Genomic DNA, 18,239 nt, shown 5'->3' with positions numbered 1-18,239 from the left:
AAAATGTCGCCTACGACCGAAATAGCTCGCAATCTGCCAGCTAAAATATTATTTGTGGATGACGAGCCAGATTTAGAATCTTTAATTTGCCAGAAATTTAGACAAAAGATCCGCACCGGAGAATACCAAGTTTTTTTTGCACACAATGGCGTAGAAGCGCTTTCAACGTTGCGAGAGCAGCCTGATATAGATATTATACTGACAGACATTAATATGCCAGTCATGGATGGCATGGCTTTGCTCGCGAAACTTAACGAGCTAGTTACTATGGTCAAAACAGTAGTTATATCTGCCTATGGCGACTTGGGAAATATCAGAAAGGCAATGAACGGCGGGGCATTTGACTTTTTAATTAAGCCTCTAAATTTTCAGGATTTAGAAATTACAATTAACAAAACTTTATGCCATGTGCAACAGCTAAAGGAAAACGAGCGCTCCCGCCAAGAAAGAGAGGATAAATTGCGGCAATCGGAAGCGCGAGAGCGAGAAAAAGCCATCCAATTAGAACTGGCATTGCAAAATTTACAGCGCACCCAGTCTCAGCTTATTCAGACTGAGAAAATGTCGATCTTAGGACAACTAATTGCAGGTATTGCCCACGAAATTAATAATCCCGTTAACTTCATCTATGGCAACTTAACTTATGTCAGTGATTACACTCATCAGCTATTGAGTTTAATCACGCTTTACCAGCAGCACGATGCCCATAAATACCCTGAAATCGATGCTTTAATTGAGCAAATAGAGCTGGAATATATCCAAGAGGATATGCCTAAAATGCTGTCTTCGATGAAATTGGGGGCAGAACGTATCCGTCAGATTGTGCTGACGTTGCGGAACTTCTCGCGCCTAGACGAAGCTGAGATGAAACCCGTTAATATTCACGAGGGAATCGATAGCACTCTAGTGCTTTTGCAGAGTCAGCTCAAGGCTAAGCCGAATTCTTCGTCTATTAAAGTTATTAAAGAATACGGAGATTTGCCACAAATAGAATGTTATGCCTGTCAGTTGAATCAGGTATTTATGAACCTCTTGAGCAATGCCATTTATGCCTTGAATCACTATGATAAAAAAGGCAGCCCGGAGCAAATTAAAAACGAGCCTAGGACGATTACGATTGCTACTTCTATGCTGAATCGCGAATGGGTAAGAATCAGTTTTAAAGATAATGGATCGGGGATGACAAGCGATGTAATAAATCGGTTGTTTAATCCTTTCTTCACCACTAAACCTCTGGGTGATGGCACTGGCTTGGGATTATCGATCAGCTATCAGATTGTTGTCGAGAAGCACGGCGGAGATTTGAGGTGTTTTTCGCAGCCAGATCAAGGTGCAGAATTTGTGATTGAGATTCCCATTAACCAGAGCGCTCGGGTACAGATGAAGGCGAGTTAAGGGGAATTAAATAAAAATCAGGGTAAACTCTGGTAAGAGCTCATATCACGATCGCACTTCCCCAATTTTTCTGTAATTTCTGAAGTCTCCCAAACACCGAACACCGAACGACCTAGCTGAAGCCGTCAATAGTAGGTTTTGAGTGATTTGTCAACTTATCAGTGTCCCGGACTGGTTAAGGTGAGGCGTGAGGGCGCAAGCACGCCTTCACCATGTACCAGTTGCGTCAGTTTTGAACTAATGACTAATGACTAATGACTAATGACTAATGACTAATGATTACCTTCCTCCGACTACAACATTTTTAATCCGGAGATGGGGGCCGCCGACACTGACGGGCAAACCACTTTGGCCATTTTTACCGCAACCGCCGTAGGCATAAACCGAGTCGTTTCCTATAGACTCAATATCTTTTAAAGTCTGAAATACATTGCCACTTAAAGTGACATCGCTCACGGGTTCGGCTAATTTGCCGTCACGAATCATGAACCCTTGAGCCGCCGCAAAGGTAAACATTTCGCCGTTGGTTTGTCCTCCCAACATCCGCACTGCATAAACTCCTTCGTCAATGTCGGCAACCATTTCGTCAAAAGAATGTTCGCCAGACTCGATCGCAGTATTAGTCATCCGCACCAAAGGCATAAAAGTAGCACTCAGAGCCCGGGCATTTCCCGTCGGACTTTCGCCCATTTTGCCCGCAGTCTCGCGATTGTGCATCCGAGCGGCTAAAACTCCATTTTTAATTAAATGCTTGCACTGAGCCGGCACGCCTTCGTCGTCATATTTCAAAGTTCCCGGCAATCCCGGCACAGTTGCGTCGTCAATTACATTCAATTGTTCGATCGCCACAGGCTTGCCCAAAGTCAACAATTCCTGCATTTTCGGGTTTTCGTAAATGCCGTCTGCTTCCGACAAATGCCCGAAAGCTTCGTGAATAAAAACCCCCGACAAATAAGGGTCTAAAATCACCGGATACTGACCGCCTTTCACTGATTTCGCCTCTAGTTGGCCTACAGCTCGAACGGCAGCACTCTTAACACGATCTTCAATATTTGTCAAGACATCGTAATCCGATCGCGAGTGAATCGACTCAAACCCTTGGCGGACGACACCGCCCTCGCCGCGGGCGATCGCCCCGAAACGCCCGGTCACGTCCAAGCGCTCTTGAGCGATGCAAGTACCTTGAGAATTCACAAAATAAGTAATGCCGAATCTGTCGCTGTAACCTGCCATTGTCGTCTGAATTCGCGGGTCGTAATCTAACAGCAACTGATTGTAAGATTCGAGCAATTTCCGCTTTTCGGCTAGAGTAATAGAGCGCGGGTCGCGGCCCAATTCCACCGCGACATAATCTTGAATCGGGGTGGCATCTGCTAGTAGAGTTTTTTCGCTGCCAACCAAACGAGACTGGACTACAGCTTCTTCAATTCGGTCTTTTAACTCAGCTAAACCGTTAAAAGTTACAAAACTCCAGCCGCCTTTATGACAGGCGCGGATGCCGCCGGCAAGACTAAAACTGCGGTTGACAGCATCTAACTGAGGGCCGCGAAAACTAATCGCAGTTGACTCGCTTTGTTCGAGGCGAACTTCCAGATAATCCACGCGATCGCGGTAAGGTGCGATCGCTTCCATCAACTGTTCTTGCATCAAATTGCCCCTATGAATGATTGGCCGTAGCGCTGAAAAAAATTATTGCTAAACCTATTTTAGCTAATAACTCCAGTCTTTCGGGTGCGCGCTCCCCCACCGCTCTGGTGCTGGCGCGGCGCACCCTAACCGATAAATGCCGAGTCAACCAATTTTAGATTTTAGATTTTAGATTTTAGATTTTAGATTGATCCGTCCTGAGCCTGCGCGTTGGAATGAATCCGGAGGCTTATGACCACATTACTTTCGGTCAGTCAATTTGAGATTTAAAAGTTTGTCCGCAGAATAGATGATTAGAGGCAAGCCGAGCGCCGATGTTCGGAGGGCGTCCTAGAAAACCCAAAACTCGCGCTCGCTTGTGAAAAGTCCGGTATCCCCGAAATCTTGCATTTGCTTAGAGAAATCGAACTAAACTAAATCTATCTAAAGACGTAAAAAAATACCTTAACCCCCGGCAGATGGAATACTTTAAGGTTAAAAAATTCCAAATTTCACCGTATTTAGCAGCTATTTCGGCATCAATAGCAATTTTGGTCGGAGTTGGCATTTTAGATCGATCGGAACAGCGACGGTTTTTGCAGTACAACCGCGCTAGCACCCTCGAACGGCTCAGCACAGTCCGTTCTAAGCTCGAAGGCGCTTTGAATTCCCGCCTGTTTTTGATGCGGGGTTTGGGGGCTTACCTTTCCAATAACCCAAACATCACCGAAGCCGAGTTTGCAGCGACGGCGAGAATTCTGGTGGCACAGCAACCGGGCATCCGCGCCATAACTTTAGTTAAAGGCACGAGGGTCGCTTACATTTATCCACGGGAGGGAAATGAAGCGCTGATCGGGGTTGACTTGACGGCGCTACCCGCACAGCGGCAAATGGTCAAAGAGGTTATCTACACCAGAAAAACTTTGCTAGCCGGGCCCGTGAAATTACTGGAGGGGGACGAGACGTTCATCAGCCGGTCGCCGATTTTTCTCACACCTTCGGGCGCCGAGCCTGAAACAGGAGTTTACTGGGGCTTGACAGGTTTGATCGTCGACAAAAATTCCCTGATTGAAGAAGCAGGACTCAACGACTCCTCAGCGAAGCTCCAATACGCTCTGCGGGGCAAAGACGGGAAGGGAGCATCCGGCCCTGTGTTTTTCGGTGATGGGTCAATTTTTCAGCACAATCCCGTGCTGCTGGAAGTGACTTTACCCAACGGTTCCTGGCAGTTGGCAGCAATTCCGGCGGGAGGATGGCCTGCGAATTCGCCGTTTAGGGGGTGGCTGCTCTTCGGAGGCGACTCGCTGGCACTTCTGACCGGGGTCGCAGTTTTTAGCTGGGTGTACGGCCGTGCGAAACTGCGTTCGAGCGAAGTTAAGTACCGGCAATTAGTTGAAAATGCTAACAGCATGATTGTGCAGTTAGACAGTGAAGGCAAGATTACTTTTTTTAACGAGTTTGCTGAAACTTTTTTCGGGTATTCAGAAGCAGAAATCATCGGCAAAAGTGCGATCGGCACAATTATACCGAAAACAGATTTATCCGAAAGTGACCTGGCGGCAATGATTCGAGACTGTTTGACACAGCCGGAACAATACTTCCAAAACGAAAATGAAAGCATCCGCAGCAAAGGGGAAAAGGTGTGGATAGCGTGGACAAATAAACCTTTACTAGATGCGAAAGGAAATTTGGCAGGACTGCTTTGTATCGGGACGGATATTAGCGATCGCAAACAAGCTGAAATCGCCCTCCAAGCTTCGGAATCGGAACTTCGAGCTTTGTTCGCTGCCATGAACGACGTAATTTTTGTCATTGATATTGAGGGACGTTATCTGAAAATTGCTCCCACAAATCCGGAACTTTTATACAAACCGTCGGCGGAACTTATAAACAAAACTCTGCACGATATCCTGCCACCAGAAACAGCCGACTTTTTCCTCAGTAAAATTCAACTTGCCGCCGATACAAAACAAACCCATTCCATAGAATACAGCCTGCAAATTGACCACCAAGAAGTTTGGTTTGTCGCTAACATTTCTCCTATGCAGGAAAACACTTTTATTTGGATGGCCCGCGACATTACAGAGCGCAAGCAAGCTGAAAATTGGTTAACCGGTCAGAAACAAATTTTAGAAATGATTGCTAAGGGCGCAACTCTTGGCGAGACTTTAAATACTTTAGTTAAAATTATCGAGCAGCAATCTAGAGATGTCATGGGTTCGATATTACTTCTAGCTCCAGATGGCAAACATTTACTTCACGGAGCCGCGCCCAGTTTGCCCGACAGCTACAATGCTGCTATTCATGGCATAGCCATCGGCCCGGATGTCGGTTCCTGCGGCACTGCTGCCTGTAGTCGCCAACAGGTAATCGTTACAGATATTGCCAGCGATCCTTTGTGGAAAAATTTTCGAGATTTAGCCTTGAGTTTTGGACTGAGAGCTTGCTTTTCTACTCCTATTTTCTCATCTCAGGGTCAAGTTTTGGGAACTTTTGGAATGTATTATCCTCAACCCCGCTACCCCCAAAAATTTGAGTTGCAATTGATAGAAGCGATTATTAATTTAGCAGGAATTGCGATCGAACGCAACCATGCCGAAGAAAGTCTCAAAAAGCTCAATCAAGAACTAGAAAATAGAGTCAAAGATAGAACTGCTCAATTGAGGCAAACTGAAGAACGCTGGCAGTTAGCACTCAAAGGCAACAATGACGGCATTTGGGATTGGAACTTGCAAACAGGGGAACTATTCCTGTCCGATCGATTTAAAGAAATAACTGGATACGAACACAGCCAAACTCTCGATTACTTTGGCGAATTGAACAGGGGTACGCATCCCGACGATTTAACCTCAGTAATGCAAGCTCTCCAAGACCATTTAAACAAGAAAACGCCGCATTACATTACCGAGTACCGATTGTGGTGCTACAACAGCACCTACAAATGGATATTGAGTCGGGGACAAGCTTTGTGGGACGCATCTGGAAAAGCAGGCCGCATGGTGGGTTCAATTACTGACATTACGGAGCGCAAACAAGCAGAGGAAGCACTGCGGGAAAGTGAGGCAAGATTCCAAAAGCTATCTGCTAATTTGCCGGGAATCATTTATCAATGTTTGTTGCGTGCAGATGGCTCTGTTAGCTTCCCTTACATGAGTCCTGGTTCCCTAGAAATGTTTGAGTTAGAACCAGAAGCTGTTCTGCAAAATTCGGCTTTGCTAACAGATTTGGTTCATCCCGACGACCGCCAAAATTACTGCGAATCTGTGGCTATTTCAGCGCAAACTTTGCAGCCTTGGCAGTGGGAAGGACGGCTGGTGCTGCCTTCGGGCAAGGTTCGCTGGTTTCAGACAAACTCGCGTCCTGAAGCTAAAGAAAATGGCGATATTCTTTGGGACGGCATCACCGTTGATGTTACCGATCGCAAACAAGCTGAGTTAGCTTTGCAAGAAAGCCAGCAGTTCATTAAAAAAGTAGCCGATGCTACTCCCGGTATTTTGTATCTCTACGATTTGGAAGAACAGCGAAATATCTACACTAATACTTCAATGAAGCAGCTTTTGGGCTATAGCAGCGATGACATTACAGCGATGGATTCGTCACTAATGCCTCAGCTAATACACCCGGAAGATTTGCCTAAAATTGGGAAACATCACGCCAGCTTTACAGGAGTTGAAGATGGCGAAACTAGGGAAATTGAGTACCGGGTGCTGGCAGCAGACGGTCAATTGTTGTGGCTGCAAAGTCGGGATACTATTTTTAGCAGGAGTGCGGACGGTAAGGCTAAAGTAATAATTGGAGTTTCCCAGGATATTACGACTCGCAAGCAAGCAGAGGAAGCACTGCGGCAAAGCGAGGCGCGAGAAAGAGAAAAAGCTCGAGATTTAGAGTCAGCGCTGCTGGAATTGCGCTCTACTCAAACTCAGCTCATTCAAACTGAAAAGATGTCTTCTTTGGGTCAATTAGTCGCAGGGATCGCTCACGAAATTAATAATCCCGTGAACTTCATTCATGCTAACATTGATTATCTCAACCAGTATACAAAACAGTTACTCGATCTGGTGACTATGTACGAGCAGGAGTATCCCGAACCTAATTCAAAAATTCTCGCTCGCATAGAAGAGATTGATTTGGGTTTCATGGCTGAGGATTTAAGAAAAATTATGGGTTCAATGCAGGTAGGAACCGAGCGCATCCGGCAAATTGTGTTGTCCCTCAGAAATTTCTCGCGACTCGACGAATCGGCAATGAAGCCGGTTGATATTCACGCGGGAATTGAGAGTACACTGTTAATTTTGCAGCACCGCTTGAAGAGTCGAGACAGCCGCCCGGAAATTGAAGTAATTAAGGATTTTGGAAAACTGCCACTTGTGGAGTGCTATGCGAGCCAACTGAATCAGGTATTTATGAATATTATTGCTAATGGAATTGATGCTATTGAAGAACGATATCACCAGTTATCGGTTCCACAATCAGAGACAAAGAGTGGACGGATTGCTATTTCCACGGGTGTAACTCCCCAGAAAACTATTAGGGTAGAAATTTCGGACAACGGTACGGGCATTCGCGATGAGATAGTTGATAGAATTTTTAACCCGTTTTTTACTACGAAAGCTGTGGGAAAAGGTACGGGGCTGGGAATGTCTATCGCGCACTCGATTGTGGTGGAAAAGCACAAGGGTAAGATTGACTGTATTTCATCCATAGGATGCGGAACGACTTTTAAGATTGAGATTCCGCTTGACTAAGTGCATGAATAGTAGGGTGCGTCAGTCGATTTTAGATTTTAGATTTTAGATTTTAGATTTTAGAATTAACTCCACAGTGGTAGAGGGCGTCAGTCGATTTTAGATTTTCAGGCGCGGGCGTCGAGTCATAAGCTGAGGCACCCTACAAGTATTAGCAGTTCCTGATTTTCAGGCGTGGCATTTGGGGTCATAAGGTGACGGACCCTACAAGTTAACGACTAAAATAGATTGAAGCTGCTAAGGAAGCGGTGCTGCATCAAACCTTTAATTGTATAAAAATTGACATGATGGGATTTATCCTGGAAGCGCTGCAAGCAATGGGACACAATGTCCGGTGGATGTCTTGGAATTTGTTTTTGGCTTTAGTACCGCTGGGCCTGAGTTTTTGGCTGTTCCGCAAACCTCGATCGCCCTGGCTGCTGTGGGGTACGGCCTTTCTCCTGGGCGCTACTTTTTTGCCCAGTACGCGCCATGTTTTGGCTTATCTGAAGCACATTGTGCAAGATGTGGGCAAAACTTACGTTTTGGGCGCGATCGCCATTACACTCGCATTGATGGCTGTAGACATCTGGGTACTCCGGCAGCGCGGAGTTCGCTCTCTCCGGTGGTGGGGCGGTTTTTTCTGGTTTATCGCATTTTTGCCTAATGCGCCCTACGTTTTAACTGATATCATTCACCTCATCCGTCAGATTAAAGAGGGGAACTCGGTGTGGATTGTGACTCTAGCTTTGATCCCGCAGTATCTGGCATTTATGCTGGCCGGGTTTGGAGCTTACGTGCTGTCCGTGATGAATTTAGGTTACTATTTAAAGCAACAGGGTTGGAGTAAATTTATCCTGGCAACGGAGATAACTATACACGCACTTTCGGCGATCGGCATTTACTTAGGGCGATTTATCCGCTTCAACACTTGGGACATTCTGACTAACCCCGATGCGCTAGTTAACACCGTAATGAACGATTTGATAGGCAAGCGTCCGGTCTTAGTCATGGCGGTAACTTTTGTAGTAATTGCTGTTTTGTACTGGCTAATGAAACAAGTAATTTTAGGAATTAGCCAACGATTTTACAGCAGTAAATTGCAGTCCGACTTGGCCGGCGATAGCGCAACTTCTTCCAGCTAGAGCAATTTGAGATTTGAGATTAAATAATTGATTCAACAGATGAATCTAAAAGCTTGAAGTAACTTCCTAAGCTTTTTCTGTCAACCAGTGAACTCGGAAAACAAGTTTCCGTCTGTGGGTGAGACAAAATTTTCGCGAAAGTCCGAAATAAATTACTGCTGCATTTTGTCACCAGGCTTGATATGTTAGAACAGTCAAAGTAGTTTTGTAAACAGCAAAGATGAATCGATTTGACCGTCAGTTGTGGCAGAGATTTATTGCGATCGCTCAACCTTACTTTTATCCTTTAGAGCCGGGAGGTGGCAGAATCTTTTTAGGATTAGTAGTGCTGTTGTTGATATTTCTGTTCGCTGCGATGTTTGTGGCTGTCAGTGTTATTAGTTTAGTTGCTCAAGTCTTTTTTCCAGAGGCTTTTAACGGGGTTGCGGCCGGCTTAGCTACTTTAATCAAAGAAATTATCTACTCGCCGACAATTGCGATCGTTGGTTTAATGCTAATCCTCCCGCTGGCTGCTTTTGTCTTTTTTAGAAGCAAGCTGATACCGCGCTGGAAGCAGTGGATAATGTTAGCTCTGCTGCTATTTTTGTCGCTGTCTGTTAGCGGAATTAACGTAGTCATTAGCTATATTAGTAATTTTTTCACTACAGCGCTGGCTGAAAAAGATCAAATTACTTTTTGGCGGTTTATGTGGGTTTATGCTGGAGTTTTTATTATCGGTACCCCGATAGTTGTTATTTACGGGTATACCCAAGATAAACTGGGATTGTACTGGCGAGAGTGGATGACTGATAGTTTCCTAGGTAGTTATTTGCAAAATCGCGCTTATTACGAAATCAATTCTCAGAAGGAAATCGACAATCCCGACCAGCGGATTGCGGAAGATATCAAATCTTTCACTAGCACAAGTTTAGAGTTTTTGCTGCTGATATTGGGAGCAGTTATTGATATTATTTCTTTTACAGGGATTCTCTGGTCTATTTCCAAAGCTCTTTCGCTCGGACTAATTATTTATGCTGTCTTTGGCACGACAGTCATGGTAATTTTTGGCAAAAGGTTGATATTTTTGTACTTCAATCAGCTCTCCAAAGAGGCTGACTTTCGCTATGGATTGGTTCACATTCGGGACAATGCAGAATCAATTGCTTTTTACCGGGGAGAAGCACAGGAATCTATTCAGGTAAAACACCGCTTTTTACAAGCTGTTCGGAACTTTAATTTGCTAATTGGTTGGCAGCGAAATCTGGGATATTTTAGAGTTGGCTATAGATATGCAACTTATATTATCCCTTCTTTATTCCTGGCTTCTATCTACTTTGCAGGTGAGATCCGATACGGTGATATTACTCAAGCTGAATTTGCTTTTCGTCAGGTTTCCGATGCCTTTTCTTTGGTTGTATATAGGATTGAAAGCTTGAGTTTGTTTGCAGCGGGAATTAATCGTTTAGCCACGTTTAACGACTCTATAAAAAATCAAAAAACTGCTGTACAACTAGACTTCAGAACAATCGATACAGTTATAAGTTCGCAATTGACACTGGAACACGTTACTTTAGATACTCCCAAGCATCAAAAGACTTTGATTAGCGATTTGTCGGTAGCAGTGCAGCCCGGTGAAGGACTGTTAATTGTCGGCCAAAGCGGTGCTGGGAAGAGTTCTTTGCTGCGGGCAATTGCGGGTTTGTGGGAATCGGGAACGGGCCGTTTGGCGCGGCCGGAATTGGGGGAAATGCTGTTTTTGCCGCAGCGTCCTTATATGATTTTGGGTAGTTTGCGATCGCAACTTCTGTATCCCAACACCAGCAGCGAGGTTGATGAGGAAAAATTGCGTCGCGTTTTGGCATCAGTAAACTTAGCAGATTTGCCGGAAAGATTGGGCGGCTTTGATGCGGATTTAGATTGGGGTGAGATTTTGTCGCTGGGAGAACAGCAGCGTTTAGCTTTTGCTAGATTGTTATTGACGGAACCGCGATATACTATTTTGGATGAGGCGACAAGTGCTTTGGATTTGAAGAACGAGCAACATTTATACGAGCAGTTGCAAGCCACTAAAACTACTTTTGTGAGTGTCGGTCACAGAATGAGTTTGTTGCAATATCACCAGCAGGTTTTGGAACTTTTGGGCGATGGGGGTTGGCGACTGGTTTCGACGGAAGAATACCGCGCTAGTACGAAGGTTTTTAGCTGATACAGCACTGCTTTCAGGGATTGTACATTTATCCGGTTGTGTGTGCGCGGTGGGTGGAGGTGCGGTTGAAGATTTATAGTTGGCTTCTACAGAGGAATCGCCGCGGCTCCACCAACCCTATAATAGGTTCTACTAAAGTTGTATTCTTTTTTTGAAGTGGTATCACGATCGATAATTGGTATAAATATCTAAAACTGCCCAAACAAAAAGCAAGCTGAACTTTGGCGGATTCGATTTAATTGCTCGCCCGCGAGAACTCACAGAATATAATGGAAGATAGATTTTTAGTATAGGCGAGATTCTTACCTTGACTACTCCGATTCCTCAAAGCTTTGTGCAAACGATCGCTAAGGAGCGCGGCGTCACAGATGCCGAGTTAGAAACAGTCTTTATGGCTCTCGACGGTCAATCTACGGCGACAATTGCAACCAAGCTTGGCATTAGCGACATCGCGGTTCGCAAAAGACTCGGCGAAGTTTACAAAAAGTTTCATATCGGGGGGAACGGCCCTGGAAAGCTTTCGGAATTGAGGCATCAGTTGCTGTTTTCATACCACACCGATCAGGGAACGAGCGATTTTAGTCGAGGTAAAGGCTCTCTATTGAAGATGGCGATTGGACACCGACAGGAAGATTGGGGCCAAGCACCGGATGTTTCGGTTTTTTACGGACGGACTGAAGAATTAACTACTTTAAAGCAGTGGATTGTATCAGATAATTGTCGGCTGGTAGCGCTGCTGGGTTTGGCTGGTAGCGGCAAAACAACTCTGTCAGTGCAGTTGGCAAAACAGGTACAGAATGAGTTTGATTTTGTGATTTGGCGATCCCTGCGATCGACACCAGCACCATCCGACTTCCTAGGAAGCTTAATTCAACTTTTTTCTAACCAACAAAAACCCGATGTGCCGTTAGCCGAGCCCTCGAAGAGGATCGACCTCAACAGCAAAATTTCGCGATTGGTCGAGTATCTGCGGAAACACCGCTGTCTGGTAATTTTAGACGATTTTGAAGCGGTTCTCAGACCCGAAGAATTAGCGGGACACTACCGGGAAGGCTACGAAGGATATCGAGATCTAATCGTGCGGCTGTGTGAGGTCAATCACAATAGCTGTTTACTGCTAGTTAGTTCGGAAGAACCTACAGAACTGGCTTTGCTGGCGGGAGAAAAAGTGCGGTCTTTAAAACCTGCTATTTCCGAGGAAATAGCCCGGGAAATTTTCCAAGAAAAAGGTTTGTTGCCTCAAGATCGAGAGTTGGAAATCTTGTTATCTCGGTACGGAGGCAATCTGTTAGCATTAAAGATTGTAGCGACAACAATTAATGAGTTTTTCGAGGGGAATGTTTTCAAGCTTTTGGAAGCAACGGCTTTATTTATTGAAGAACATATCAGCAATTTGTTGGCGCAGCAGTTCGATAGAATATCGAGCTCAGAACAAGATATTGCCTACTGGATTGCTATTGCTCAAACCCCGATTTCCCTGCCAACTTTACGAGAGCAGATGTTCGTCAATTCATCGTTTTCAGATTTGCTGAAAAATCTCGATTCTCTGGGTCGTCGCTCGCTGATTGACAAAATCAGTGAGGGCGGGGAAACTTTTTTTATGCTTCAGCCTTTGATCGTGCAATATGTTACCGACAGATTAGTGGAGCAGATTCGAGCAGAGGTTTTGGAGACAGTTAAGACGCAAGGAAGAGAAAGAATGCGGCTGTTGAAAACTCACAACTTGAGCATCAACATTGCTAAACGGAAAGGCGATAAAGGCAAACCAAGTAGCTCTATTTTAGCATTAGTAAAAAATCGGTTGCAAGTTTTGTTTGTGAAGACGACAGGCTCTGAAGAACCGCTAAAGATCTTGAATAAAGTTGTCTCGGATCTGGAGGATGAATCGATTCTTGAGGTGGGATATGCTAGGCAGAATCTGGCACAGATTATTTCAGAAATTCAGCGATAAGAAAAAAGCGATCGCCCTTTGACAAAAGCGATCGCCCAATTTTCAACAAAAACAGAATTCGATAAAATTATTTGACAATGCCAAAAACCGATGCAGATTCAGACCGTGTAATTTTGTCCAAAGCAGGCGATTTTTGAGCTTGGGCAATCTTGGGAACCAAAAGTTGATTCGCATAAATCCGAGGATTTTGTTGAGCGATTTGGATGTAAGATTGGCGGACTTCTGCGTTGACTGCGACAGTCTTGGCATCGTAGACTTGCATCGCCATGTTGGGATAAAAACCAATGCCGACAATCGGTATCAAAAAGCAAAATGCGATCGCCACTTCCCGAGGTTTAGCATCAATAAACGGTGCATCACCCGGCAAAACGCAACTATTACCAAAACAAACCGCTTCATCCAGATTGTTTCTCTGATTCTGCAAATTTAGATCCTCAAGGTCGCAAGCCGCTAGTGTCCCACAGTTATAAAATAACTGTCGCAGCATTGAGAGCAAATAAATCGGCGTCAAAATCAGTCCTACGGCAGCCAGGAACACTGTCACCGCGCGGAAAGAACTGCTGTACATATCGCTAGTTGCGACGCCCACAAACACTGAGAGTTCGCTAGCAAAACCGCTCATGCCGGGGAGTGCCAAGGATGCCATCGCGCCTGCGGTAAACAAGGCAAACACTTTCGGCATGACTTTTCCAATCTCGCCCATCTCGTCCATGATCATTGTATGGGTGCGATCGTAAGTAACGCCAGCCAGGAAAAACAATACTGAGGCGATTAAACCGTGGGAAATCATTTGCAACAGCGCCCCGTTGATTCCCAAATCCGTGAAGGAAGCAATACCCAACAACACGAATCCCATGTGAGAAATCGACGAATTCGCTAAGCGGCGCTTCATGTTCGATTGGCCGAAGGAATTCAGCGCCCCGTAGATAATATTGACCACGCCGAGCACCGCCATAATCGGTGCAAAGTAAACGTGTGCTTGGGGAAGAAGTTCCAAGTTCAGCCGAATCAGCCCGTATCCGCCCATTTTCAGCAATACGCCGGCCAGAATCATCGACACGGGAGAAGATGCTTCACCGTGGGCATCAGGTAGCCAAGTGTGGAAGGGGAAAATCGCCAGTTTCACACCGAAGGCAATCAGCAATCCCGCATAAAGCAGTAATTCTAAACCCAGTGGATAGTCCTTCAAGCCAAGTTCTACCATGTCGAAGGTGGGGGTGCCTCCGCCGTAGAATGCCATTGCTAAGGCAGCTATTAAAATAAAGATGGAAGCGCCTGCGGTATAAATCAAGAATTTTGTAGCTGCGTACCGGCGGTTTTGTCCGCCCCAAATCGAGATGAGGAGGTACACCGGAATTAGTTCTAGTTCCCAGACAATGAACAGCAGCATGATGTCTTGGGCGACGAACACTCCTATTTGTGCCGAGTACATCACCAGCATCAGGAAATAGAAGAGTCTCGGCTTGCGATCGACTTCCCAGGCTGCAAAGATTGATAGTGTCGTCACCAATCCCGCCAACAATACCAACGGAACTGACAGTCCGTCCACCGACACAGACCAGTTGAGGCCTAAAGAAGGTATCCAGGAATATTGCTCTACGATTTGGAAAGTAGAGATGCTTGGATCGTAATGAGTCCAAAACACCCAGCACATTAATACAAAATCTGCAATACCTACGCCTAGGGCATACCAGCGAATGGTTTTGCCGTCTGTATCCGGCAGGAAAGGGATGGCGAGGGAAGCTAGGAGGGGTAGGATGACAATTGCGGTCAGCCAAGGAAATTGATCCGCTACCATAGTGAGAATAAATACTTAGTTGGAAGTTACCAAAATTATAATACTAAATTTAATTAAAACTTAAGATTTATTCATAAATATTTTTTATATCGAGACAAATGCGGATAATAGTATCACGAATTGCTACAAACGTCAATTGATTTTCGATTTTTTATTTTTGATTTTCGATTCCGGACTTAGGGACAAAAAAATATAGCGTTTTGTAGGCACAATCTGCCTGTGGTTGCGCCTATTCTGGTAGAGGGTTGGATAAGTTCTGTGTATTAAGGGCGATCGCAAATTAGCTTTCAATCAGCCTTCAATCTGGCTCAACTCCCAATTCGCGCAACTTAGCCGCCAATCGTTCAGCCCTTTGCTTTTCTTGTTCAGCCCTTTGGCTTTCCTGGTCAGCCCTTTGTCTTTCTTGCTCAGCCCTTTGGCTTTCCTGGTCAGCCGTTTGCCTTTCTTGCTCAGCTTGTTCTGAACTCCACAGCAACAAATTACCTAAATTATCCCACCAGCGCAGCCAGTTCATAATTTGTCCCAACCTTTCCCCGGACCAAATCCCCAGATATAGTTCCAGTTGTGGAATCCACACCCGCCCCTGCTCATTGGCTGAATGTAAAACATACCGCCCATCTTGCAAATAGCGCACTTCTAAAATACCTTCGTAGGGGTCATAAGTGACATAAGTAGGTACTTGAAGAATCTGTTCGTAAAAGTGGAGTTTTCCATAGGGCGGAGTTGATCTGACCGATAGTTCTCCTCCCTCTGCTTCCGAGAGAAACTCCATCACATCGCCACATTAGCACCTTCAGTATTAGGAGTATAACTACCGCGAATTACCCCCTCTCCTAGAAGGCACTTGTGGCACATAAAACCAGTCTGGAGCTTTGACAACAATCTTTTTATTGACTGTGGCGACTAACCCCAAATTAGAGGCAATCAGCATTTCTGGCTGGATACATCCTGCGGCTCCCAGTGCATCGGTGAGAGCAGCGGCGAGAGAAGGTTGTTGAATATTTTCCACCGGATCGTCGGGTAATACGAAGTTAGCTGGTAGGGGTTCCCAGGTGACGGTTGGTTTGGCTTTGATAGACGGGGCTTCGAGTACCATTGTATTAACCCTCAACCAGAAATGTTTGTGTAAATTTATCTATATTAACTCAACTTGCTAGTTATTGTAAAAACCAAGAAGGTTGAAAACTGATGTAAATATTCAGAGCGATCGAGATAAAGTTAAGAGTTGTTTGGCGAAAGATGCAATTAAAGAGCGATCGACTAATTGCGATCGCCATTTTTCCGGTATTCCCCCCTCCCCGTAAAAAGCCCCCGCCAATTGTCCGTAAACCGCACCAGTAGTATCCGCATCGTCGCCCAAATTCACAGCCAACAAACAGCCTTCCGCAAAAGAAGAACTGTTGTAAAACGCCCAAAGTGCAGCCTCCAAAGACTTGACAACATAACCCGTACCTTTAATTTCAGGAGGTTGTCGCAGTTTAAAAGAACCCGCCGCAATCTCATTAATCTCTGCCACCAGGGGATTTGCTGCCCAATATTCCGAAATCGGACAATATCTTTCCGAAAGCAACACATCTTTAGCAACTCCATTCACAGCCCCCGCAATTAAAGCACCAAAATAGCGGCAAGCATCCACACAAGTAGCAGCACCGTGAGTAGTTCTCGAACTTTGTCCAGATTTTTCTATGACTTCCAAAGGATTTTTAGCATAAAACAAAGGCACGGGAGCCAAGCGCATAATCGAACCATTGCCAGCAGTCCAAGCATCCGTAGAACCGCAATAAGGTTTGTTTGTATCTTCAAACTGCCAAAGTGCTTGTTGCACCGTATTGCCAATATCAAAACATTCACCCGTACTGCTCAAATGTCCGTCTCGCCACCACCGCAAATAAGTTTCTAACTGATGGACAGGATCGAAACCTTGTTTCTCAATCAAACTTTCAGCCAAACAAAGCGCCATCGAAGTATCATCAGTCCACTCGCCCGGTTGCAATCGAAACGGGCCGCCGCCAACCATATCGTTAATAGGCACAAACGTTCCTGGGCGACAGAACTCTAAAGTTGTTCCCAAAGCATCACCAACTGCTAAACCTAGGAGACTGCCGCGATAACGTTCTATTTGTTGCATATAGTAATGGGGAATTGGTAATGGGGAATGGGGAATTGGTAATGAGTAATTCAGGATTTATGCACCTATCGAAGAAACCGGGTTTTTTACCGAATCTGCGGGTTACAACGAAGTATTTTTGTAAAAAAACCCGGTTTCTAGACCCCCATGCGTAAGTCCTATAATTGTCTAAAGTGCGCGCGGAGTGCCCGGCTAATGACTAATGACTAATGACTAATGACCAATCAAGCTAATATTGATGTTAACCTGTCCCTACCCGAACTCAGACCTGTCCATGACACCCGATGCCTCCGCCGGAGCCACTTCCGCCCCCGCCCCTCAATCAACACCCGAAGTCAGCTTGGAACTGCAAGTCCGACTCAAAACAGAAGATGGACAGCTACTGTTGCTACTCCCCCCAGAAACCAACGGCGAACCCGGAACAGCCGCGGCCTCTACTTGGACTGAACTTTGGCAGCAGCTAAAAGTCAGGCTGAACGCAGGAGAACGCTTTTGGCAGCCAAACGCAGAAGTACAATTGATGGGGAGCGATCGACTTTTAGATATCCGCCAACTGCAAGAAATCGCTGAGGCCCTCTCCGAAGTGGAACTGCAACTCAAACGAGTCCACACCAGTCGCCGCCAAACCGCCGTTGCTGCAGCTACGGCAGGCTATTGTGTAGAACAGCAGCCTCCGGTTTCTTCCCTGAATAAAGCCGCCTCGGAAAAACCGCAATCGCTGGCGGAACCTTTATATTTGCAGATGACAGTGCGATCGGGCGTAGAAATTCGCCATCCGGGCACCGTCGTACTTTTGGGAGACGTAAATCCCGGCGGCTCAGTCATCGCCGGAGGCGATATCCTAGTTTGGGGCCGTTTGCGGGGAGTCGTGCACGCCGGTGCCGGTGGCAACACCAAAAGCGTGATTATGACCTTGCAGATGGAACCGATGGTGATTAGGATTGCTAAGTATGTTGCCAGAGGCCCAGAAACCTCACCCGCTCAGTTTTTCCCGGAAGTCGCCTATGTGACGCCCCAAGGGATTCGGATCGGTAGAGCCTCTGATTTTGACAAATCGCAGTTAGTCGGGGGTAATGTTTAGTTGACAGTTGACAGTTGACAGTTGACCATTGTTATTTGTTATTTGTTATTTGTTATTTGTTATTTGTTACCAATTTTGACAAATCCCAGTTGATCGGCGGTAATGGTTAGTTGACAGTTGTTAGTTGTTACCAATAACCAATAACCAATAACCAATAACCAATAACCAATAACCAATAACCAATAACCAATAACCAATAACCAATA

General features: G+C 45.5%; 9 protein-coding genes and 1 pseudogene. 6 read left to right on the top strand and 4 right to left on the bottom strand.

The genetic code is table 11. The features are described from left to right. The first annotated feature begins 3 nt into the window (after positions 1-3). A complete protein-coding gene (locus tag QUA33_RS21975; protein ID WP_333151146.1) occupies positions 4-1,395 on the top strand; it encodes an ATP-binding protein in 1,392 nt (463 codons plus the stop codon). A 279-nt stretch (positions 1,396-1,674) separates the two neighbouring features. On the opposite strand, the gene QUA33_RS21970 is transcribed toward QUA33_RS21975, so the two are convergent. Further along, the gene (locus tag QUA33_RS21970) at positions 1,675-3,042 is read right to left on the bottom strand and encodes a TldD/PmbA family protein (RefSeq protein ID WP_333151144.1); all 1,368 of its coding nucleotides are present in this window, start codon (positions 3,040-3,042) and stop codon (positions 1,675-1,677) included. A gap of 458 nt (positions 3,043-3,500) precedes the next feature. Between QUA33_RS21970 and QUA33_RS21965 the strand changes: the two genes are divergently transcribed. The 4 genes from QUA33_RS21965 to QUA33_RS21950 all read left to right on the top strand — a co-directional run bounded on the left by QUA33_RS21965 (position 3,501) and on the right by QUA33_RS21950 (position 13,026). Further along, complete coding sequence (locus tag QUA33_RS21965) at positions 3,501-7,766, top strand: PAS domain S-box protein (RefSeq protein WP_333151142.1); 4,266 nt, start codon at positions 3,501-3,503, stop codon at positions 7,764-7,766. A 284-nt stretch (positions 7,767-8,050) separates the two neighbouring features. Further along, the gene (locus QUA33_RS21960; protein WP_333151140.1) at positions 8,051-8,890 is read left to right on the top strand and encodes a DUF1361 domain-containing protein; all 840 of its coding nucleotides are present in this window, start codon (positions 8,051-8,053) and stop codon (positions 8,888-8,890) included. 220 nt (positions 8,891-9,110) lie between these two features. Next, entirely contained in the window at positions 9,111-11,075 is a 1,965-nt protein-coding gene (locus QUA33_RS21955) for an ABC transporter ATP-binding protein/permease (protein WP_333151138.1), read from the top strand. A gap of 307 nt (positions 11,076-11,382) precedes the next feature. Then, positions 11,383-13,026 carry an NB-ARC domain-containing protein gene (locus QUA33_RS21950; RefSeq protein ID WP_333151136.1) on the top strand — a complete coding sequence of 548 codons (1,644 nt, stop codon included), beginning with the start codon at positions 11,383-11,385 and terminating at the stop codon, positions 13,024-13,026. A gap of 67 nt (positions 13,027-13,093) precedes the next feature. Here the strand turns inward: QUA33_RS21950 and QUA33_RS21945 are convergent, their stop codons facing one another. The 3 genes and pseudogenes from QUA33_RS21945 to QUA33_RS21930 all read right to left on the bottom strand — a co-directional run bounded on the left by QUA33_RS21945 (position 13,094) and on the right by QUA33_RS21930 (position 16,952). Beyond that, positions 13,094-14,824, bottom strand: a complete 1,731-nt coding sequence (locus tag QUA33_RS21945; protein WP_333151134.1) for an NAD(P)H-quinone oxidoreductase subunit 4 — start codon at positions 14,822-14,824, stop codon at positions 13,094-13,096. 298 nt (positions 14,825-15,122) lie between these two features. Then, positions 15,123-15,920, bottom strand: a pseudogene (locus QUA33_RS28325) (Uma2 family endonuclease). 102 nt (positions 15,921-16,022) lie between these two features. Then, complete coding sequence (locus QUA33_RS21930; protein WP_333151128.1) at positions 16,023-16,952, bottom strand: ADP-ribosylglycohydrolase family protein; 930 nt, start codon at positions 16,950-16,952, stop codon at positions 16,023-16,025. Between the two features lie 274 nt (positions 16,953-17,226). On the opposite strand from QUA33_RS21930, the gene minC reads away from it, so the two are divergent. Then, positions 17,227-18,033 (top strand): septum site-determining protein MinC, encoded by an 807-nt coding sequence (minC, locus tag QUA33_RS21925; RefSeq protein ID WP_333151127.1) that lies wholly within the window; start codon positions 17,227-17,229, stop codon positions 18,031-18,033. Positions 18,034-18,239 lie beyond the last annotated feature (206 nt).

This window comes from Microcoleus sp. Pol14D4 (assembly GCF_036701245.1).
Lineage (GTDB): Bacteria > Cyanobacteriota > Cyanobacteriia > Cyanobacteriales > Microcoleaceae > Microcoleus.
The sequence above is the reverse complement of the archived record's forward strand: the minus strand, read 5'-3'. Positions and strand labels throughout refer to the sequence as shown.